Below are 20,782 nucleotides of genomic sequence, written 5' to 3' on the forward strand. Positions count from 1 at the left end.
GCGACCGTTCCGTCCGGAGTCCCGAAAAGCGACGAGCCGGCGCCGCGCGCACCGCTCCACGAGAGGGCGGTCGCGGGCGCGGTCAAGGGTGGTGCGATGAGCGAAACCAAACCCATGGACGATCCGTCGATGGACGAGATCTTCGCCCGGATCCGCAAACTGACCGGCGAGGATTCCGGCGGCGGGAAGGGCGTCGAGACGCCGCCGGCCGCAGCCGCCGCGACAGTCGTGGCGCCGGCGCCCGTCGCCGCGATCTTGGCTCCGGCGTCCGCCGCCGCCGCTCCGGCCGTCGTCGCGATCGCCGCGGCCGCGGTCCCGCCGGCCGCCGGCGACGAGCGGCCCGCGGCGCTGCGTCCCGTCGCCCCGCCGCCGCCGGCGCCACGCCCGCCGACCGTCATGCGCCCGGCCGCGGTCGAGCCGCCGCCGCCGGAACCCGACGACGTGCTGCTGCTCACCGAGCTGATCGTCGATCCGCCGGCGACGCCCGAGGCCAAGACGCCGGCCGCCGCCGACGGCCCGACCATCCTGCCTGTCCGCCCGGCCCCCGCCGCGCCGCCACCGGCCGCGCCGATGGCGGTCGCGCCGATCCCGTCGCCGGCCGCGTCGGCGTCGGCCGGGAAGCCCGCCGCCGATCCCCGTCCGATCCCCACTCCGGCCACCGAGCGAAAGACCATGACCACACCCAGCAATCCCATCGGCTCCGCCATGGACCGTCTCGCCCGCGCCGTGGAAGAGGCGCAGCCGCCGGCCGCCGCCCCCGATCCGGGCCCGGCGCTGGGTGCCGGCGGCCGCACCATCGAGGACATGGTCAAGGAGATGCTCCAGCCGATGCTCAAGGACTGGATGGACCGCAACCTGCCGACCCTGGTCGAGCGCATCGTCGAGCGCGAGATCGCGCGGATGACGCGGCGCTAGGCACGCGCCGGCCGGCCGCGACGAAAAACGCCGCCGGGGGTGACCCCGGCGGCGTTCTTTTTTGGTGCGGTCGGGATGTCGCCATCCCGCCCGGTGGTTACTTGGCCGCCGGCGGCGCGCCGGCCGGGGCCGGACCGGCCGGCTGGCCGGGGCGCATGCCGTGCGGGCCGTGGCCGCCGTGGCCGCCGTGGCCGTGACGGCCGCCGTCAGGACCCATGCCGCGGCCGCCCATCCGGCGCACCAGCGTCTCGGCCAGCGTCTTGCGCTGGGCCTCGGTCAGGGTCGGCGACAGCTTCTCGACCGCCTGGCGCAGCGCCTTGGTGCTGTCGAGCGCGGCCGTCAGATAGACCTCGCGGCGCGCGAGGTCGGCGGCGGCGTCCTGCCCGGCGTTGGCGGCCGGCGGCGTGGCGCAGAGCTTCTGCATCGGCGCCAGGGCGGCCTTCGCCTCGGTGGCGAAGGCCTGCCACGCCGGCTTCTGGGCGTCGGTGATGCCGAGCTTCACCTCGGTGTAGGCGACGCGGCCGGCGAAGCGCGCCGGCATGTCGGCGCACATGCGGTCGCGCATGACCCGGCGCATGTCGCTCTGGCCCTGGGGCTGCTGCGGCGGCGGGGGCGGCGGGGTCTGCGCCCAGGCGGCGATGCCGATCAGGGCGGCGCCGGCGACGACGCTGGCGATGGAGACGGTACGGAAGTCCATAGGGGGTCCTTTCACTCGGGGCGGTTGGCGCCTTGATGATCCTTACGAAGCGGCGTCCCTCCGCATCCCCGGCCGTCGATCACGTTCCCGTCAACCGCCGACGCCGTTCGAGCTGTCCGCCCGTCGCCCCGGTCTCGGGGGAACAAGGGAAGACACGTCGCCAGCGGCGCGAGGCGCCAGCGGCGGCGACGCGTATTCCGATGGCGGTTCCGTGCTATAGGGCCGTTCCCTGACGCGAAAAAGACCATGCTCGACAAGACATACGACCCCAAGGACATCGAGGCCCGCCGCTACCGCGAGTGGGAGGAGTCCGGCGTTTTCGCCGGCCGGCCCGAGAGCGGCCGGCCGCCTTTTTGCATCGTCATTCCGCCGCCGAACGTCACCGGCAGCCTGCACATGGGCCACGCGCTCAACAACACGCTGCAGGACGTGCTGATCCGCTGGCACCGCATGAAGGGCGACGACGCGCTGTGGCAGCCCGGCACCGACCACGCCGGCATCGCCACCCAGATGGTCGTCACCCGCCAGCTCGAGGAGAAGGGCATCGCGCTGGCGCTCGGGCAGGTGCCCAAGGACGCCAACCAGAAGCTGATCGACCGCGACGCGTTCCTGGCGCGCGTCTGGGAGTGGAAGGCTGAGTCCGGCGGCACGATCACGCGTCAGCTGCGGCGGCTGGGCGCGTCGTGCGACTGGACGCGCGAGCGCTTCACGATGGACGAGGGCCTCAGCCGCGCCGTGCTGAAGGTGTTCGTCGATCTGCACCGGCAGGGGCTGATCTACAAGGACAAGCGCCTTGTGAACTGGGACCCGAAGATGCTGACGGCGATCTCCGACCTCGAGGTCGAGTCGCGCGACGTCAAAGGGCACCTCTGGTACTTCCGTTATCCGATCGAGGGCATGCCCGGCGAGCACATCGTCGTGGCCACGACACGGCCGGAGACGATGCTCGGCGACACCGGCGTCGCGGTGCATCCCGACGATCCGAAGTGGAAGCATCTGGTCGGCCGGCACGCGGTCCTGCCGATCGTCGGCCGCCGCATCCGCATCGTCGCCGACGAATACTCCGATCCCGAGAAGGGATCGGGCGCGGTGAAGATCACGCCGGCGCACGACTTCAACGATTTCGAGGTCGGACGCCGCCACGGGCTCGAGGCCATCAGCGTGCTCGACAAGTACGCGCGCATGAACGACGCCGTGCCGGAGGCCTACCGCGGGCTGGACCGCTTCGAGGCGCGCAAGCGCGTGGTCGCCGAGATGGAGTCTCTGGGTCTGCTCGATAAGGTCGAACCGCATCAGCACACCGTCCCCTACGGCGACCGCGGCGGCGTGCCGATCGAGCCGTTCCTGACCGACCAGTGGTATGTCAACGCCGCCGAGCTGGCGAAGGCGCCGATCCGCGCCGCGCGCGAGGGCGACGTCAAGTTCGTGCCCGAGCGCGGCAAGGACGAGTTCTTCCGCTGGATGGAGAACATCCAGCCGTGGTGCGTGTCGCGCCAGCTCTGGTGGGGCCACCAGATCCCGGCGTGGTACGATGCGGAGGGCAACGTCTTCGTCGAGATGTCGGAGGACGACGCGAAGGCCGCGGCGCGCGCGAAGCACGGCAAGGACATGCCGCTGACGCGCGATCCAGACGTGCTCGACACCTGGTTCAGCTCGGCGCTGTGGCCGTTCTCGACCCTGGGCTGGCCGGACCAGACTCCGGCGCTGGCGAAGTACTACCCGACCAGCGTGCTGGTGACCGGCTGGGACATCCTGTTCTTCTGGGTCGCCCGCATGATGATGATGGGGCAGCACTTCATGAAGGAAGTGCCGTTCCGCACGGTCTACCTGCACGCCCTCGTCACCGACGAGAAGGGCCAGAAGATGTCGAAGTCGAAGGGGAACGTGATCGACCCCCTCGACCTGATCGACAAGTACGGCGCCGACGCGCTGCGCTTCACCTTGACGGCGATGGCCGCCCAGGGCCGGCCGATCAAGCTGGCGACGGCGCGCGTCGAGGGCTACCGCAACTTCGCGACCAAGCTCTGGAACGCCACGCGCTTCAGCCAGATGAACGGCGCCGCGATCCCGCCGGGCTTCGATCCTGCGTCGGCGTCGCTGACGCTGAACAAGTGGGTGTTGGGCGAGCTGGCGCGCTGCGCCGCCGCCGTCGACAAGGCGCTGGCGGAGTACCGCTTCAACGACGCCGCGACGGCGCTCTACGAGTTCGTGTGGGGCACGTTCTGCGACTGGTACGTCGAGCTGTCGAAGCCGGTGGTGCAGGGCGAGGACGGCGCCGGCAAGAGCGAGACGCAGGCGGTCACCGGCTACGTGCTGCGCGAGACCGTGAAGCTGCTGCACCCCATCATGCCGTTCCTCACCGAGGAGCTGTGGGACAAGCTGGGGTACCGCGCGGAGTCCGGCGCGTTGATCGCGCAGGCCTGGCCGGCGGCCCCGGCGGCCGACAGCGCCGCCGACGACGAGATGGGCTGGCTGGTGCGGTTGATCACCGACATCCGCTCGGCCCGCAACGAGGTCAACGTGCCGGCCGGCGCCAAGCTCAAGCTCCTGGTGCGCGACGCCGGCGCGGAGACGGTCGCGCGCATCGGCCGCCACCGCGCCGCGCTGGAGCGATTGGCCCGGGTCGAGGACGTCGATCTCGGAACCGGCGCGATCGGTGGCGGCGCGCTGCAGGTCGTGATCGGCGAGGCGACCTACGCGCTGCCGGTGGCCGACGTGATCGACCTCAAGGCCGAGCGCGCGCGGCTCGAGAAGGAAGTCAAAAAGCAGGAAGGCGAGGTCGCCAAGATCGACGCCAAGCTCGGCAACGCCCAGTTCGTCGCCAAGGCGCCGGAGGAGGTCGTCGAGGAGCAGAAGGAGCGCCGCGCCGACGCCCTCGCCACCGCCGAGCGCCTGCGCCGCGCCATGACGCGTCTGGCGGGGTAGGTTCTCCCGCTCTGCCGCGCGGCGCGCGTGGCCACGCGTCTCCTTCGTTCCCTCTCCGCCGCGTAGCGGGGAGAGGTGGGGCCCGCGCCGAAGGCGTGGGAGAGTGAGGTGGTAGCCGTGCGGTTCTCGATGTCAGGCATGGACGCGCGCTGCCTCTCGAACGACTTCACGAATTGCGCAACCACCGCCTCACCGCCGCCGTATCGGCTTCGCCGATACGGCGTACCCCATCGCTCGCGCGACGGGTCCCCTCCCTCTCCGCCGCTACGCGGCGGAGAGGGCGAGGTCACTTCCTACGGCCGCGCCAAATAGCGGCTCGGGGGCGCGCCCAGCGCGCGGCGGAACATGGCGGTGAAGGCGCTGGGCGACTCGTAGCCGAGGTCGAGCGCGATGCGGGTGATGGGCTGGCCTGCGGCCAGACGCGCCATCGCCGCCAATAGACGCGCCTGCTGGCGCCAGTCGGCGAAGCTCAGGCCCGTCTCCTTCAGGAACAGCCGCGCCAGGGTGCGGCCCGAGGCGCCGGCGCCGCGCGCCCAGTCGTCGAGCGTGCGCGGATCGCCGGGCTCCTCGCGCAGCGCCCGGCAGACGCGCTCGACCCGCGGATCGACGGGCATCTTCAGGTCGAGCGCGACCGAGGGCAGGGCGGCGATCTCGTCCAGCAGCAGACGCATCACCCGGCCATCGGCGCCGGCCTCGTCGTAGAGCACGGGCAGGGCGCAGGCGCGCAGGATCAGCTCGCGCAGCAGCGGCGACACCGCGATCACCCGGACCGCCGGCGGCAGCGCCGCGGCCGCCTCGGACCGCACGTAGAGCGTGCGCATCGAGACGGCGCCGGACATCCGGATCTCGTGGCGCACGCCGCCGGGCATCCACACCGCGCGCTGCGGCGGCACCGCCCAGGTGCCGATGTCGGCGCTCACCGTCATCACGCCGCGGGCGGCGAAGATGAGCTGCGCGCGCTCGTGGGCGTGCGGCAGGATGTGGAAGCCGTCGGCGAAATCCTTGGCCATGGCGGCGACCGGCCGCGCCACGCGCTGGTAGTCGAGCGGGTCGGTCGAGCGGCCGGCGGCGGGGCGGCGGGTGGATGGACGCGGCATGGTCTCGACGGCGGCGTGATGTCCGGTTCGCGACGATCCTAGTCCGTTTCAAGTAGGCAGGACAGGCCGGCCGCGCCTAACATCCGGTTGAGAACGATTCGCGGAGCCCGAATCCGCGTCCGGGAGCGAGACATGAAGAACACGAGTCCGACGGCGATCCTTCTGAACGTCGGCCATCTCATGGACCATTGGGTGCTGGCGGCGTTCGCCTACACCTGGTTCCAGATCGCCGCCGCGTGGGGCACGGAGTGGACCGAGCTGACGCCGTACAATTTCGGCGCCACCTTCATGTTCGGCACGGGTTCGATCATCGCCGGGCGCCTCGGCGATCTTTGGGGCCGGCGCATCATGATGATCATCTTCTTCGCCGGCATGGGTGCCTCGTGCCTGGTCATCGCGCTGTGCTCGACGCCGTGGCAGATCGGCGTCGCGCTGACGCTGATGGGCGCGTTCGCCTCGATCTACCATCCCGTCGGAATCCCGATGCTGGTGCAGAAGGCCGAGAAGCCGGGCTTCACGATCGGCGTCAACGGCGTCGCCGGCAACATGGGCATCGCCGTCGCCGCCGGCGGCAGCGTGTACCTCGCCGAGACCTACGGCTGGCAGATGGCCTACGTCGTGCCGGCGGTCGTGTGCCTGGTGTCCGCCGTGCTGTTCACGATCTACGCGCCGAAGGAGGAGGAGGCGCCGGCCAAGCGCAAGGCGAAGATGACCAAGCTGCCGCCGGCCGTGATGGCGCGCGTCTTCATGGTGATGACCGCCACCGCCGTGACCGGCAGCATCATCTTCAGCGCCACCACCAACGGCAACGGCGAGCTGATCCGCGAGCGGTTCCGGGGCGTGGTCGAGAGCCCGCAGACGCTCGGGGTGATGCTGTTCACCATCTTCACGCTGGCGTCGCTGGCGCAGCTCGTGGTCGGCAAGCTGCTCGACCGCTATCCGCTGAAGAAGATCTACCTGCCGATCCTGTTCATGCAGGTGCCGCTGCTGCTGCTGGCGTCGCAATCCTACGGCTGGACGCTGTACGTCACGGCGATCGGCTACATGCTGTTCGTGTTCGGCGCCATCCCGTTCACCGACTCGATGATCGTGAAGTACATCGACGACCGCATGCGCTCGCGCGTCACCGGCATGCGGCTGGCGGTCGGACTGGGACTGAGCTCGCTGGTCGTGGCGACGCTGGGACCGTCGGTGAAGGCGGCGGGCTTCACGACGCTGCTGATCGCGCTGGCCTGCGTCGCGGCCTGCTCGTTCATCGCCATCCTGTTCCTGCCCGACGAGCAGGTCGCCGAGGCCCCGGCGCAGACCTCGCCGGCGGAGTGAGGCGGTACGGCGCGCGTTTGTCCGACCTCATGCTCCCTCTCCGCCCGCTTGCGGGGGGAGAGGGTCGGGGTGAGGTGGGTCGTCGCGGAATCGCGGAGTTCGATATCGACGCACGTCGCGTATCCATCGATACCGCCGACGATGCGACCGCCACCTCACCCTTCCCATCGCTCGCGCGACGGGGCCCCTCCCTCTCCCGCGCCGCGCGGCGGAGAGGGAATTGGCGGCGCGTCCCGAGGTGGGCATGGGGATCGCGGGTTTGCGTCGGGCGGCGGCGCGACCTAGGCTTTCCGGACGTTTGGCGGCGGGGAGGATGGGGTGACGCCGATCGGATCGATGACGCGGCTCGTCGGGTTCTCGCTCGTCGGAATCGGGGTGGCGATCGGCGCGCTCAACTGGGCGTCGTTGACCTGGTGGAACACCTACTACCCGAAGCTTCTGGCCTCCGCGCCCGTGTTCGGGATGATCGGGCTGGGCGTTTTCGCGTTTCCCGGCGTCGAGCCGCCGGACGGGCTCGATCCCGGCGCCCGATCGCGCCACTTCTTCGGCAAGGCGCCGCTCCTCCATAAGATCGCGTGGGCGGTCTCGGGAATCATCGGGCTGGCGGCCGGCGGATACGCGCTGCACCGCCTCGGCTATTTCGGACGTTAGCGGATCGTGTCCGACGTGGCGCCCGCGCTGATCGCGCTGGACTGGGGCACGACGTCGCTGCGCGGCTGGCTGCTCGGCGCCGACGGGACGATCCTCGAACGGCGCGCGGGCGGACCCGGCGTGATGTCGGTTCCCGCCGGCGGCTTCGCCGCCGCCTACGATTCCTTCACCGCCGACTGGCGCCGCGACCATCCCGTCGCGCCGGCGATCGCGTCGGGCATGGTCGGTAGCCGGCAGGGCTGGATCGAGGCGCCCTACGTCGACTGCCCGGCCGGCTTCGACGCGGTGGTCGCAGGCCTGACACGCGCCGCGGCCGACGCGCCCATGATCGTGCCGGGGGTGGCGCGGCGCGAGGCCGGCGCGATGCCCGACGTCATGCGCGGCGAGGAGACGCAGATCTTCGGCGCGCTCGGCGACGATTCGGGAGGCGGCGCTTTCGTGCTGCCGGGCACGCACAGCAAATGGGCGGTGGTCGAACGCGGCCGCATCGTCCGCTTCTCCACGTGGATGACCGGCGAGCTGTTCGCTGTCCTGCGCGCGCATTCCATCCTCGGCCGCACGATGCCGGCCGACGGCGCCGTGCCGCACGATGGCGCGGCGTTCGCGGCCGGCGTTCGCGACGGGCTGGCGCATGGCGCGTCGCTGCCCAGCCGGCTGTTCGGGGTGCGCGCCGGGGTGCTGCTGGGCCGGCTGGAGGAGCGCGGCTCGGCGTCGTTCCTGTCCGGCCTGCTGATCGGCGCCGAGATCGGCGCGGCCGTGCGCGACGCGCCCGCAGGCGATGTGGTCCTGATCGGCGCGGCGGGCCTGGTGGCGCGCTACGCCGAGGCGCTGACCATCGCAGGGATCGCCTCGCGGACCGCCGATCCCGACGTCACCCCGCGCGGCCTGTGGCGGACGGCGCGCGCGGCCGGCCTGGTCGCCTAGGCCGGCGAATTCGCGTTGACCGCGCCCCGATTCGGTCCAGAGTCGTCCCAGGCGCGCGCGTCGCGCCATTGGGTCGAGAGGGCTTGGACATGGCGAATTCCGTTCATCGTCGCGGTTTGCTGACGGGCGCTCTCGGAGTCGCCGGCGCCGCGCTCTCCGGCGCCGCGCTGGCCCAGTCCCTGCCGGGCGTGCCGTCTCTGCCGGGCACGCGGGCGCCCGTGCCGACGACGCCGGCGCCGACGCAGGGCGGCTCGATGGGCGGTGGCCGCGGCTACAACGGCAGCACGCGCGGCACGCTGCGCACGGCGCAGGGCGCCGCCATCGCGACCTCGATCAGCTGGTCCGGCGACTCGCGCAACCTCACGGTCACCAGCGTGTCGAACAACATCCTCGCGACGCAGCAGCAGGACGCCTACGACGGCGGCCGTTCGGCCCTGTCGCGCAACACCGGATTGTCGCTGCCGGCGCCGGCGCCGAGCACGACGGCGGGCCAGGTCGGCGCCGCCGGCTCGATGATCGGCGGCACCGCCGGCCGCATCGCCGGCCAGGCCGGATCGGCCGCCGAGGCGGCGAAGACCGGGACCTGCGCCTGCGGCCGCACCTCGGCCAGCGGCAACGGCTATGTCGGCGGCGCCACGGCGTACATAACCGTGGCGCAGGAGTTGTCCAACGGCCAGATCCGGCAGACCGTGCAGATCAGCAACTACACCGGCGTGTTCAACGACAACACGGCGCGCGCGTTGTTCCAGTAGACGGGGCGCGCGACATGGCGGCAAGCGGCGCGCTCGCGCGGGCGCTGGCGGCGTGCCCGCTGATCGCCATCCTGCGCGGCATCCAGCCGGACGAGGTCGCCGCGGTCGGCGCGGCGCTGGTCGATGCCGGATTCCGCATCATCGAGGTGCCGCTGAACTCGCCATCGCCTTTCGAGAGCGTGGCGCGTCTGGTCGGCGCGCATCCCGACCATCTGATCGGCGCCGGCACCGTCATGACCACCGGCGACGTCGACCGTGTCGCGGCGGCGGGCGCGCGGCTGATCGTCATGCCGCACGCCGACCTCGAGATCGTCCGCCACGCCAAGGCGCGGGATCTGGTCTGCGTGCCGGGAATCGCGACGCCGACCGAGGGCTTCGCGGCGCTCTCGGCCGGCGCCGACGGGCTGAAGCTGTTCCCCGGCGAGATGCTGACGCCTGCCGTCGTCAAGGCGATGCGCGCGGTGTTCCCGAAGGAGACGCCGATGATCCCCGTGGGCGGTGTCGACGAGCGCACCATCCCGGCTTACCGCGCCGCCGGCGCGACCGGATTCGGGATCGGCTCGGCGTTGTACAAGCCCGGCATGACCGCCGCCGAGGTCGCCGTCCGCGCCCGCGCGCTGGTCGCGGCGCTGGGGTAAAAGGATCGCGCTGATGACCGTCGTTCCGTTGCCGTTGATCGAGATCGCCGGCGCCACGCCGTACGAGCGCGGCGTGGGTTACGGCCGGCAGGCGGCCGACAGGGTGAAGGCCAGCGCGGCGCTCTATGGCGCGCGTCTCGGCAAGCTCGATCTGTCGGCCGACGCGGTGCGCGATCTGGTCCGCGCCTTCATCCCGCGCATCGAGGCGTTCGAACCGGGCTACGTCGAGGAGATGCGCGGCATCGCCGCCGGCGCCGGCGTCGCGTTCGAGCAGGTCGCGCTGGTCAACGCCCGGACGGAGATCCTCAAGCTGGGCGAGCGCCGCGCCGCGGAGCTGAAGGTCGGCCAGGACGGCTGCACCGGCGCGGTGATCCTGCCCGAGGCGACGCGCGACGGGAACCTGATCCATGGCCAGAACTGGGACTGGCTGGCGGAATGCGCCAAGACCACGGTGGTGCTGCGCGTGCGCCGCGACGACGCGCCGTCGTACCTGACCTTCACCGAGGCCGGCGGTCTGGCGCGCGCCGGCATGAACGCGCTGGGCACCGCGATCACCGCCAACTACCTTGAGAGCGACCGCGACTACCGCACGGAGGGCGTGCCGCTGGCGCTGATCCGCCGCAAGGCGCTGGAGAGCGCGCATTTCGCGCACGCCGTGAAGGCCGTCGCGACGACGCCGAAATCGGCCTCCAACAACATGATCCTCAGCACCGCCGAGGGCTTCGCGATCGACTGGGAATGCGCGCCCGACGAGGCGTTCCCGGTCTATCCCGAGGACGGGCTGATCGTGCACGCCAACCACTGGCAGAGCCCGGTGGCGCTGGCCAAACTCAAGGAGGCGGGCACCGCCAGCACGCCGGAGAGCTGCTACCGCGACTGGCGCGTGCGCCGTCTGCTGGCGCCGGACGTCGGCCGCCTGACGCGCGACCATCTGCGCGCCGCCTTGTTCGACGATTTCGGCTCGCCCTACAGCGTCTGCCGGCCGCCGCGGCCGAACGAGGCGGGAAACCTTTCGGCGACCGTGCTGATGTTGCTGATGGAGCCGGCGCTGGGCGTGATGGAGATCGCGCCGCTGCCGGCGGTCAACCGGAGCTTCACGACCTACACGCTGCCGATGGAATCGGCCGCGACGCGCAAGGCGGCGGAGTAGGGCGGCGCCTGGATCCCGCGCTACGCTCGGCATGACGGAGGGGGCACGGGCGTGCCGCCCGCCGCGCCGCTACCGCCCGGCGGCCGGCGGGGTGCTGTCGCCGTCGCCGAGCGCGCGCTGCATGAGGACGCTGTCGACCCAGCGGCCGTGCTTGAAGCCGCTGGCGCGCAGCGTGCCGACCTCGCGGAAGCCGAACTTGGCGTGCACCCCGATCGAGGCGGCGTTGGCGCTGTCGCCGATGACCGCGACCATCTGGCGGAACCCCAGCGCGGCGCAGCGCTCGATCAGCGCCGGCAGCAGCGCCGAGCCGACGCCGCCCCGGCGGTCGCCGGCCTCGATGTAGATCGAGTTCTCGCAGGTGAAGCGGTAGGCCGGCCGGGCGCGGTACAGGCTGGCGTAGGCGTAGCCGACCACGCGGCCGCCGCGCTCGGCGACGATGTAGGGGAAGCCGCCGGCGAGATAGCCCTGCCGTCGCTTCGCCATCTCCTCGACCGAGGGCGCCTCCTCCTCGAACGAGGCCAGCCCTGTCAGCACGTGGTGGCCGTAGATGCGGGCGAGGGCGGGGACGTCGTCGTCGCGCGAATCGCGCACGGTCACGGCGGTGGACATCGTCTGGTATCGTCCTTGCGGCGGCGGGCGGGCGAAAATGCCGCGCGGCCGCCGCCCTGTCCACCCGGGGCGGGGTTGCATTCGTGCCGGCGTGGCCTATCTGGAGCGGGGCGTTCAACCAGGGGAGTGGCGCGTGACGGTCCTGCGGCGTGTGGTCGACGGCTTCCTGGGCTTCCGCGAGGATTACTGGGAGGCGAACCGCGATCTGTTCGACCGTCTGGCCCGCGAGGGCCAGGCGCCGAAGGTGCTGATCGTCGCCTGCTCGGATTCGCGCGTCGACCCGGCCATCCTGACGCGCACCCAGCCCGGCGACCTGTTCGTGGTCCGCAACGTCGCCGCCATCGTGCCGCCGCACCAGCCCGACGCGCTGGGCTACCACGGCACCAGCACGGCGCTGGAGTTCGGCGTGCGCGGCCTGAACGTCGAGCACATCGTGGTGCTGGGCCACGCGCTGTGCGGCGGCATGCGGGCGCTGATCGAGGAGGGCGCCAGCCACCTCGCCGAGTACCAGTACCTCGCCGACTGGACCGGGATCGTGCGCCGCGCCCGCGACATGGTCGCGCTGGGCGCCCCGGAGGCCGACGACGTCGAGCGCCAGCGCGCGGTCGAGCAGGCGGGCGTGATCGTCTCGCTGGGCAACGTCCTGTCGTTCCCGTGGGTGCGCGAGCGCGTCGCGGCCGGCACGTTGTCGGTCCACGGCTGGTACTTCGACCTGCGCACGGGCGAGCTCTACGCCTACGATCCCGCGTCCGCCGGCTTCATCGAGGTGCGCAGCCGGCCCGAGGCGGCGCTGGCATCGTCGCTGGCTGGCGCCGACGATTTCCACGCCGAGAACGACCACCATCTGGCGCGCTTCGTGGAGGCGCTGCGGCGCCGGCTCGGCGACCTCGCCGGCCGTCAGTTAACGCAGGGCGCCGCGCCCTTGGTGTGATGCGGGTGGAGCACGCGCAATCAATGCCGCTAGGTCGGTGTTTTGCGCGATGGTCCGATGCAGAGGTCAAACCGTTGAAGGAACGCCAGGAAGCGGTCGCCGGCTTCATAGAGTCTGTCAGAGTCAGCCTCCAGCGTCGCGACCGTGATTGCTTCCTCGACGATCTGGAGCTTTCCCTTAAGGCGAACGTTGCTCAACGTCGGATCTGAGGCAATTCCGTTGGAAAGATAGTGAGAGTGCACGTATTTGTTGCGAATTCCATATGACTGAGAGAGCGCCTCAAGCAGTTTGAGAAACTCCGCACCCTCCGGCATCCCCTTCTCTTTCAAGCTGTTGCCATAGACCTGCAAGAGCGAAAGCCGCGACTGGTACCCAAGATTAGTCGTGAGAAATATCCCCTTGGTCGGATCGACCTCCGTTATCTCTGAAATCGCTTCGAGCATCAGAAATTCAATGAACGACCACTGGACCGCAATCTCGCCAATCAGCTCTAGATGTCGCGGCGGCAGTGGATGATCGGTAGAAAATTTGGTCATGGCAAAGCACCCCCTCGAAAGATTCGCGCGACGACGAGAGCTACGCCAACGCGAAGGACTGCGGATGCGCCGCTGCAGCGTTTGCTGACGACGAGGCCGAGCGGCAGAGGAAAATCGCGACCGCCGCCAAACCTAAAGCAACTCGTCTATGACAGTCGGTTATCCGGTTGGTATCTCCAGCGGCCGACCGCCATATTCCGTAGGATTCTCCTCGGAACATTACAAGAACATGTGTCAAGTATGAAATGATTTCAATCGGTTAATTTACCCGTTGCCGGAGGGAACAAAACGCGTACATTGCCGTCATCTCAAGAACTTATCCGTGTTGAACGGTCGCTCTGGAGCGGTGATAACCAAGGAGGTCGGCATGTCGGCGCAGCTCAAAGTGGTCGAGAAGGACAGCATGGACAACAGGGGCAAGGCGCTGGACGCGGCGCTGGCGCAGATCGAGCGGGCCTTCGGCAAGGGCTCGATCATGAAGCTGGGCCAGCGCGAGGCGATCGAGATCGAGGCGATCTCGACCGGCTCGCTGGGGCTCGACGTGGCGCTCGGCATCGGCGGCCTGCCCAAAGGCCGCATCGTCGAGATCTACGGTCCGGAGAGCTCGGGCAAGACCACCCTGGCGCTGCACGTGATCGCGGAGTCGCAGAAGAAGGGCGGCACCTGCGCCTTCGTCGACGCCGAGCACGCCATGGACCCAGGCTACGCCAAGAAGCTCGGGGTCGATGTCGCCAACCTTTTGATTTCGCAGCCCGACGCCGGCGAGCAGGCGCTGGAGATCGCCGACACGCTGGTGCGGTCCGGCGCCATCGACGTGCTGGTGATCGACTCGGTGGCGGCGCTGGTGCCGAAGGCCGAGCTCGAGGGCGAGATGGGCGACTCGCTGCCCGGCCTGCAGGCCCGGCTGATGAGCCAGGCGCTGCGCAAGCTGACCGGCTCGATCTCGCGCTCCAACACGCTGGTCATCTTCATCAACCAGATCCGCATGAAGATCGGCGTGATGTTCGGCAACCCCGAGACCACGACCGGCGGCAACGCGCTGAAGTTCTACGCCTCCGTCCGCCTCGACATCCGCCGCATCGGCGCGATCAAGGACAAGGACGAGGTCGTCGGCAACCAGACCCGCGTCAAGGTGGTGAAGAACAAGGTGGCGCCGCCGTTCAAGGTGGTCGAGTTCGACATCATGTACGGCGAGGGCGTGTCGAAGACCGGCGAGCTGATCGACCTCGGCCAGAAGGCCGGCGTGGTCGAGAAATCGGGCTCCTGGTTCTCCTACGACGGCCAGCGCATCGGCCAGGGCCGCGAGAACGCCAAGCAGTTCCTGCGCGACCATCCCGACATGGCGGCGTCGATCGAGAAGACGATCCGCGAGCAGGCCGGCGTGCTGTCCAACGCGCTGATGGATCCGGCCGGCGGCGACAAGGACGACGACGAGTAGGAACCGGTATCGGGCGAGGGGCCCTTACGTCGGCGGCGCGGCTCCGGGGAAGGGGCCGTGCCGTCGGCGGCACCTCCCGAGTTTCGGCCTTCCGGATCGTGGCAGACCAACCCCCACGCATCCGATCCGGGAGCCGGCGCCGGCGAAGGCCGGCGCTGAACGGGCGACGCACCCCACGGCGTCGCCCGTTCGTTTTTGCGGATGGTGGAGCGGTGGCGGCCGGCGTGGCGATGGCGACGTGCCATGGCGATGTGCCATGGCGATGTGCCACCGGGCCCAGGCTACGGGAGCGATGCCGAGGTGGCGACGGCGCGGCGGCAGCGACGCGCGATCGGGCGCAAGCCACGGACCCACGGCGACGCACGGACCAGGCCTTGGTCACGAAGCGATGGCAGGATGCCGCGGCGGCGCCTTGGCGCATCCGTTCGCCATTCCTGCCGTCCCGAGCGCCGCGAGGGATCTTTCCGCCGCCGAACGATCCCTCGCGGCGCTCGGGATGACAGAGGGGCGGGCGACCGCATTCTCCCCGCCAACGGACCGAGTGTCAGACGCCGGCGTGCCGGCGGATGTGGCGCTCGATCGCAGGCGCGACGATGTCGGGGTGCTGGCGCGCGACCCAGTGGTCGTCGCTGTCGATCTCCACCAGCTCGGCGCGCGGCAGCAGCGCCGCCAGACGCCGGCCGACGCCAAGCGGGCTGATGGCGTCGCGGGTCGCCCAGATCAGCAGCGTGGGCACCGCGAGCGTGGCGAGCGCCTCGGAATGGTCGGGCCCGCGCTCGTAGATCCATTCCGCCGCGTCGGGATGCTCGGTCCGGTATTCCGGCCGCCAGTCCTCGGCATCGTAGGGCGCCATGTCGATGCCGCCGGAGGTCGCCGTCAGCACCAGCGCGGCGACCTTGTCGGGGTGCGCCAGCGCCAACCGCGCGGCGACGACGCCGCCCATCGACTGCGCGATCAGCACGCTGCCCGGCGCGAGCCGCGCCGCCATCATGCGCACGAGGTCGTCGAAGGAATCGATCCCCGGGACCGGGGGCAGGCCCGCCATGCCCGGCCAGTCCACGAACTCACGCGGCCACGTCGATGGCAACCGCGCCGCGACCGGCTCCCAGAACGCGCCGCCGGAGACGCCGGGAAGAAAGTGCAGCAGCATCGCCGGATACTGTCCCCATCGTCATGGCGGGCGTCGCCAACGTCGTGCCGGACGTCGCCACCGTCATTCCGAGCGTAGCGAGGAATCCTTCCGCTGCCAGAAGATTCCCGCACCGCTCGGGAAGACAGGCGGGGTATCGCAAGCGGCCTCGGCGGTGGAGTCGCTCCACAAACGCGCCGTGGCCACACGAGGCGTCGCGGCGCCCTCACCCAGCCTCTCCCCGATGGAGGAGGGGAACAGGAGCGCGCTACGACGCGCCCGGCGTCGGCCGCAGCAGCGCCTCGATCCACGCCGGTCCGGGGCGCCGCATGCCGGAGGGCGGCGGGTTGGCGGCCGCCCAGGCCAGCGCCAGGGGCAGCGCGATCCAGCGCCGCCGCGGCTTCGCCGGATCGGAGGTGATCGTCTGCAATCCGACCGACAGCGACATGACCGGCAGCGCCGCGATCCTCGCCGTGTCCAGGGTGGCGCAATGCGCGGGCGGCGAGGTGACGACGTATTCGCGGCAGGCCAGCGGCCGGTCGGCGTAGATCGAACAGGATTCATCGGACAGGAACGGGCAGTCCACGCGCAGCGCGAAGTACTCGCGGCCGAGCGGACCCGTCGCCTCGCCGCCGCCGTCGCCGGCGCGCTCGAACCGTCCGCGCAAGCCGGCGGCCTCAAGCCGCGCGGCCGCCGCGTCGAAGCCGGCGCGGACCTCGCCGCGCCGGGGTTCGGCCATCCGGTCGACCAGGTCCGCCAGCGCCCACGCCTCGACGTCGGAGATCGCCACGGCCTGCCGGCAGCAGGCGGCGCAGCGGGGACCGCAGGCGACGGCGCGTCCGCCCTTGGCGGCATCGCGCCGCGCCGCGGCGACGATCTCGTCGACGATCCGTCGCGCGGCGGGCAGGATGTCGGCCGGCGGCACCGGCTCGCCGGGCACCTCGACGGGGACCTCGACCCGCGTGTCGCCGAACGACAGCCGCAGCCGCGTCCGCAGCGTCGGCCGGCCGATGGCGCCGCCGGGAGAGGTCACGCCGGCTCCGGCGGACCGGCCAGCGGCGCTTCGGCGGCGGCTTCGGCTTCGGCCTTCTCGCGCCGGGCGGCGATCTCGGCTTCCATCGCCTTGAGCCCGCCCATGTAGGCGAACATCCAGTCGACGCCGCTGCGCGGGGCCGGCGGCTCGTTCGCCGCCAGCCAGCGTGGCAGCAGCGCCAGGGCGACGCGGCGGCTGGCGTAGTCGTTGTTGAAGCCGGTCATGCGCTGCGCGCCCGCGGCCGGCAGGCCGTAGACGATCGTCTCGACCTCGGCCTCGCCGAGCTTCCAGCAGTTCTCGGCCGGCGAGCTCACCATGTACTCGCGGCAGATCAGCGGCCGTTCGTCGTAGATCGCGCAGGAGGAGTCCTCGAGGAACGGGCAGGCGAGCCGGAGCTTGAAGTACTCCATCGCCAGCCCGTGGCGGTCCTCGTCCATCACGCCGGCGTCGAGCGCGCCGGGGCCGAAGCGTGCGTCGATGACCCGCGCGGCCTCCTCGAACCGCGCCATCAGGCGCGCGCGCTTATCGTCCGGCATCGCGGCGACGACGGCGCCGATCGCGTGCGCCTCCATGTCGGAGACGCTGGCGAGCTGGTGGCAGCAGGCGTCGCAGCCGCGCCGGCAGCTCACCGATCCGCCGGCGCGCTCCAGCGCAGCGACCGTGGCGGCGGCCACCTGGTCGACCAGCGACCCGAGCGACGAGACGATCTCGCGCGGCGTGACGAGATCGCGAGTCGACTGGAACTCGATCATCTGGGGCCCGTCCTTGACGTGCCATTTGATCGAGACGGCCACCTCGTTCCCGCGCGCCGGCGGTGCGTTCGATTCGGTTGTCACAACACTCTCCGGGCGTCGCTCCCTCGGGGCGCGTGGAATGTATCGCCGGCGCGTCGGCGGGTCACCCCGTCGTTTCGTCGTCGCCAGCGGCCGGCCGCGCCATCACGCGCTCGAACAGCGCCTTGAACCACTCCTGTCCCGGCCGTGGCGGCGGCGGCACCGGATTGCGGTCGACCCACGCCAGCGCGACCGACACCGCGATCGCCGGCGGCGCGGCGCCTTCCGGCGCGCCGAGGCGGCGGAGCGATCCCGACAGGCGCGGCGCCTCGATGGTGGTGATGTCGGTGTGCGCGAGGTCGGAGCAGTTCTCGGCCGGCGAGGTGGCGAGGTATTCGCGGCACGTCAGCGGGCGCTCGGCGTGGATCATGCAGCGCTCGTCGACCAGGAACGGACAGTCGATCCGCTCGGCGAAGTAGCGCAGGCCGAAATCGTGCGGCGATTCCGGATACGCCTTCTCGAGATGGAACAGCCGCTCGAACATGCCGAGCGCCGTGGTCCGCCGCTCGACATCGGCGAAGCGGGCGCGCACCTCGCGCTGGACCGGCGCGGGCATCGCCGCGACCAGCGCCGCGAGACGGTGGGCCTCGGCGGTCGATACCGGCGCCACCTGCCGGCAGCAGGCGGCGCAGCCCGCGCGGCACGACACCGGCGCGCCGCGCGCGGCGCTGGCGTCCGACGCGGTGGCGACGATGGCGTTGGTCACGGCCTGGGCGACGGGCACGATCGCGCTGTGCGGCACGACGCCGGTCGGAATCGCGACGTCGACGTCGACGCGCCGGCCGGAGACGGACAGGTTGAGCGTGGCCTTCATCGTACCCGCGGCGGCGGCGGTGTCGATGCCGAGCGGTGCGGGCCCCGCCGCCGGCGCCGTCGCGGGCGCTGGCGCTGGCGGCGTCGCGGACGCTGGCGCATCGGCGGCCCGCGGCGCGGGAGCCAGCGCCCGCAGCGTGGTCCCGAGCCGCTGGAACCAGTCGGCGCCGGAGCGTAGGGGCTCGGCCGGCGCCGTCTCGCTCCACCGCAGGGCCAGCGGCAGCAGGATGGTCGTCCGCCGCGGCGCCGCCTCGTCGAGCGACGACAGGAAGCGCAGCCCCGGCTCCATGAACTGGCGCGGCACGTCCCTGACGTCGTGGCGCGCCTCGGCGTCGAAGCACATCTGCGGCGGCGAGGTGACCATGAACTCGCGGCAGGCCAGCGGCCGCTGCTCGTAGATCGAGCAGCGCTCGTCATCGAGGAAGGGGCAGGGCAGCGCGAGGCCGAAATACGCGTCCCGGTGCGCCGCGGCGTCCCAGTCCATCAACGCGTCGAGCGGCCGCCACGCCGCGAGGCGTTCGGCCGTCGCCGCGAACCGGGACCGCACGATCGCGCGGCGCGGCTCGGGAAGCGCCTCGACGATCGCGGCGACCTCGCGGGCCTCGATGTCCGACAGCGGGACCGCCTGGCGGCAGCAGGCCGCGCAACCGGCGCGGCAGGACACCGCCTCGCCGCGCGCCTCGACGGCGGCGGCGGCCGAGACCGTGTTGGCGTCGACGATCCGGCGCAGCGCCGGCAGGATGGCGCGGGCCGGAATGTCGCCGTCGGGGACGGACACCGTCATGCCGGCCGCGCCGTCCGCCGGCGGTGGCGGCGGGGAGCGGGCGGCGCGGCTCCGTCCGTGCGCGGCGCGCCGGCGGGCGTCGCCTCGTTCAGCGCCATGAAGCGGCGGAACCACTCCACGCCCGTGCGCGGCGCTTCGCCGACGGGATTGTCCGCCACCCAGCGCAACGCCAGCGGCAACGCCAGTCGGGCGCGCCGCGGCGCCTCCTCGCCGGACGTCAGGAACTCCAGCGCATCCGACAGCATCGGCCGCACCAGCGCGTCCGGCAGGAGCCCCTCGCCCATGCGGGCGCACACGCTGGGGTGCGAGATCACATCGAACTCGCGGCAGATCAGCGGCCGGTCGGGATGGATCGAGCAGCTCTCATCCTCGAGGAAGGGGCACGCCAGGCCGAGGCGGTAGTACTCGATGGAGCGCCGCCGGTGGGTGTCGTCCGGCAGGAGGGCCAGCGGCGCCAGCTCGTCGAGCGGGCGCCACGCCGCCAGCCGCCGCTCGGCCTCGGCGAATCGCGCCTTGACGCGCGCCCGACGCCCGTCGGGAAACGACTCCACCAGCTCGGCGAGGGCGCGCGCCTCGACGTCGGAGACCGGCACGATCTGCCGGCAGCAGGCGCCGCAGCCCGGTCCGCACGACACCGGCGTGCCGCGCGCCGCGGCGGCGGCGCCGACCTCGCGCGTGTTCTGGTCGACCATCCGGCGCAGCGCCGGCAGGATGCCGCGCGCCGGGCCGGGCTCGTCGGGCACGGAGATCCGCAGCCGTCCGGGCGCCGGGTCCGCGGCCGGTGACGGGGACGCCGCCGGCGGCTCGACGGCGGGTTCGGACTGGCGCGCCGCCCGCCGCTCCTCGACGAGCTTGACGCTCAGCGCCGCCAACCGGCGTAGCCAGTCCTCAGGCAGGCGCTCCTCGCCCTCGTCGGGATGCTCGACGGCCCAGCGCAGCGCGAAGGTCAGCGGCATGCTGACGCGCCGCGGCGGATCCTCGGTCGAGGTCAGCAGTTCGAGCGCCTCGCCGACCGGTGGCCGCACGATGCCGACCGGACGTTCGCCCTCGGCGAGGCGTCCGCACACGCTGGGCGGCGAGACGACGTCGTATTCGCGGCAGACCATCGGGCGGTCGGCGTAGATGGAGCAGCTCTCGTCCTCAAGGAACGGGCAGGCGAGGCCCAGCCGGTAATGCTCGCGGGCGCGCAGGCGGAAGTCGTCGTCCGACACCGGCTCGAGCGGCATCAGACGGTCGAGCGGCCGCCACTCCAGCATCCGCCGCTCGGCGTCCGCGAAGCGCGCCTCGACCCGCGCGCGGCGCGGCGCCGGCATCGCCTCCACCAGGCGCGCCAGCGCGTGGGCCTCGACGTCCGAGACGGCGATGATCTGGCGGCAGCAGGCGGCGCAGCCGCGCTTGCACGTCACCGGCTTGCCGACGGCCGCGCTGGCGGCGTGGAACGCCGGCGTCTGGGAATCCACCAGCGTCCGCAGGGCGGGCAGGATGGCGCGCGCCGGCCCGGGCTCGCCGGGCACCGTGACGGCGAGCGCCGGGCGGTCGGCGTCGTCGGGCGTGCTGCTCATGGTCGCGGTCCAAGGTCGGGCGCGCGGGACGCGTCGCGCGGG

The 20,782-nt window shown here is 71.8% G+C and carries 19 protein-coding genes; 10 read left to right on the forward strand and 9 right to left on the reverse strand.

Going from position 1 to position 20,782, the window contains the following annotated elements:
- Positions 1–96: 96 nt before the first annotated feature.
- Positions 97–915, forward strand: a complete 819-nt coding sequence (locus IPK81_23730; GenBank protein QQS12447.1) for a DUF2497 domain-containing protein — start codon at positions 97–99, stop codon at positions 913–915.
- Between the two features lie 97 nt (positions 916–1,012).
- Here IPK81_23730 and IPK81_23735 read toward each other — a convergent pair whose 3' ends face one another.
- A complete protein-coding gene (locus IPK81_23735) occupies positions 1,013–1,612 on the reverse strand; it encodes a Spy/CpxP family protein refolding chaperone (GenBank protein QQS12448.1) in 600 nt (199 codons plus the stop codon).
- A gap of 246 nt (positions 1,613–1,858) precedes the next feature.
- Between IPK81_23735 and IPK81_23740 the strand changes: the two genes are divergently transcribed.
- A complete protein-coding gene (locus tag IPK81_23740) occupies positions 1,859–4,537 on the forward strand; it encodes a valine--tRNA ligase (GenBank protein ID QQS12449.1) in 2,679 nt (892 codons plus the stop codon).
- A 293-nt stretch (positions 4,538–4,830) separates the two neighbouring features.
- Here IPK81_23740 and IPK81_23745 read toward each other — a convergent pair whose 3' ends face one another.
- On the reverse strand, positions 4,831–5,634 hold the full coding sequence (locus IPK81_23745) for a helix-turn-helix transcriptional regulator (protein QQS12450.1): 804 nt from the start codon (positions 5,632–5,634) through the stop codon (positions 4,831–4,833).
- A gap of 132 nt (positions 5,635–5,766) precedes the next feature.
- Between IPK81_23745 and IPK81_23750 the strand changes: the two genes are divergently transcribed.
- The 6 genes from IPK81_23750 to IPK81_23775 all read left to right on the forward strand — a co-directional run bounded on the left by IPK81_23750 (position 5,767) and on the right by IPK81_23775 (position 11,072).
- On the forward strand, positions 5,767–6,957 hold the full coding sequence (locus IPK81_23750) for an MFS transporter (GenBank protein QQS12451.1): 1,191 nt from the start codon (positions 5,767–5,769) through the stop codon (positions 6,955–6,957).
- 318 nt (positions 6,958–7,275) lie between these two features.
- The gene (locus IPK81_23755; protein QQS12452.1) at positions 7,276–7,608 is read left to right on the forward strand and encodes a hypothetical protein; all 333 of its coding nucleotides are present in this window, start codon (positions 7,276–7,278) and stop codon (positions 7,606–7,608) included.
- Between the two features lie 3 nt (positions 7,609–7,611).
- The gene (locus tag IPK81_23760; GenBank protein ID QQS15244.1) at positions 7,612–8,532 is read left to right on the forward strand and encodes a 2-dehydro-3-deoxygalactonokinase; all 921 of its coding nucleotides are present in this window, start codon (positions 7,612–7,614) and stop codon (positions 8,530–8,532) included.
- Positions 8,533–8,621: 89 nt separating this feature from the next.
- Complete coding sequence (locus tag IPK81_23765) at positions 8,622–9,284, forward strand: hypothetical protein (protein ID QQS12453.1); 663 nt, start codon at positions 8,622–8,624, stop codon at positions 9,282–9,284.
- Between the two features lie 14 nt (positions 9,285–9,298).
- Positions 9,299–9,922: a 2-dehydro-3-deoxy-6-phosphogalactonate aldolase gene (locus IPK81_23770; GenBank protein QQS12454.1), complete on the forward strand. Its 624-nt coding sequence runs from the start codon at positions 9,299–9,301 to the stop codon at positions 9,920–9,922.
- 13 nt (positions 9,923–9,935) lie between these two features.
- Positions 9,936–11,072, forward strand: a complete 1,137-nt coding sequence (locus IPK81_23775; GenBank protein ID QQS12455.1) for an acyl-CoA--6-aminopenicillanic acid acyltransferase — start codon at positions 9,936–9,938, stop codon at positions 11,070–11,072.
- A 69-nt stretch (positions 11,073–11,141) separates the two neighbouring features.
- Here IPK81_23775 and IPK81_23780 read toward each other — a convergent pair whose 3' ends face one another.
- Positions 11,142–11,681, reverse strand: coding sequence for an N-acetyltransferase (locus tag IPK81_23780; GenBank protein ID QQS12456.1), 540 nt, complete (start codon positions 11,679–11,681; stop codon positions 11,142–11,144).
- 37 nt (positions 11,682–11,718) lie between these two features.
- Between IPK81_23780 and IPK81_23785 the strand changes: the two genes are divergently transcribed.
- Positions 11,719–12,612 (forward strand): carbonic anhydrase, encoded by an 894-nt coding sequence (locus IPK81_23785; protein QQS12457.1) that lies wholly within the window; start codon positions 11,719–11,721, stop codon positions 12,610–12,612.
- Positions 12,613–12,641: 29 nt separating this feature from the next.
- Here the strand turns inward: IPK81_23785 and IPK81_23790 are convergent, their stop codons facing one another.
- Positions 12,642–13,148 carry a hypothetical protein gene (locus IPK81_23790; protein ID QQS12458.1) on the reverse strand — a complete coding sequence of 169 codons (507 nt, stop codon included), beginning with the start codon at positions 13,146–13,148 and terminating at the stop codon, positions 12,642–12,644.
- Positions 13,149–13,515: 367 nt separating this feature from the next.
- On the opposite strand from IPK81_23790, the gene recA reads away from it, so the two are divergent.
- Positions 13,516–14,586 carry a recombinase RecA gene (gene recA / locus IPK81_23795; GenBank protein ID QQS12459.1) on the forward strand — a complete coding sequence of 357 codons (1,071 nt, stop codon included), beginning with the start codon at positions 13,516–13,518 and terminating at the stop codon, positions 14,584–14,586.
- 544 nt (positions 14,587–15,130) lie between these two features.
- Here recA and IPK81_23800 read toward each other — a convergent pair.
- The 5 genes from IPK81_23800 to IPK81_23820 all read right to left on the reverse strand — a co-directional run bounded on the left by IPK81_23800 (position 15,131) and on the right by IPK81_23820 (position 20,740).
- Entirely contained in the window at positions 15,131–15,736 is a 606-nt protein-coding gene (locus tag IPK81_23800; GenBank protein ID QQS12460.1) for an alpha/beta fold hydrolase, read from the reverse strand.
- A 247-nt stretch (positions 15,737–15,983) separates the two neighbouring features.
- A complete protein-coding gene (locus tag IPK81_23805) occupies positions 15,984–16,748 on the reverse strand; it encodes a YkgJ family cysteine cluster protein (protein ID QQS12461.1) in 765 nt (254 codons plus the stop codon).
- A complete protein-coding gene (locus tag IPK81_23810; GenBank protein QQS12462.1) occupies positions 16,745–17,584 on the reverse strand; it encodes a YkgJ family cysteine cluster protein in 840 nt (279 codons plus the stop codon). Before IPK81_23810 ends, IPK81_23805 begins: the two co-directional genes overlap by 4 nt.
- Before the next feature lie 61 nt (positions 17,585–17,645).
- On the reverse strand, positions 17,646–19,178 hold the full coding sequence (locus IPK81_23815; protein ID QQS12463.1) for a YkgJ family cysteine cluster protein: 1,533 nt from the start codon (positions 19,176–19,178) through the stop codon (positions 17,646–17,648).
- The gene (locus IPK81_23820) at positions 19,175–20,740 is read right to left on the reverse strand and encodes a YkgJ family cysteine cluster protein (protein ID QQS12464.1); all 1,566 of its coding nucleotides are present in this window, start codon (positions 20,738–20,740) and stop codon (positions 19,175–19,177) included. Before IPK81_23820 ends, IPK81_23815 begins: the two co-directional genes overlap by 4 nt.
- Positions 20,741–20,782 lie beyond the last annotated feature (42 nt).

The sequence above is a fragment of the Rhodospirillales bacterium genome (assembly GCA_016699855.1).
Lineage (GTDB): Bacteria > Pseudomonadota > Alphaproteobacteria > Reyranellales > Reyranellaceae.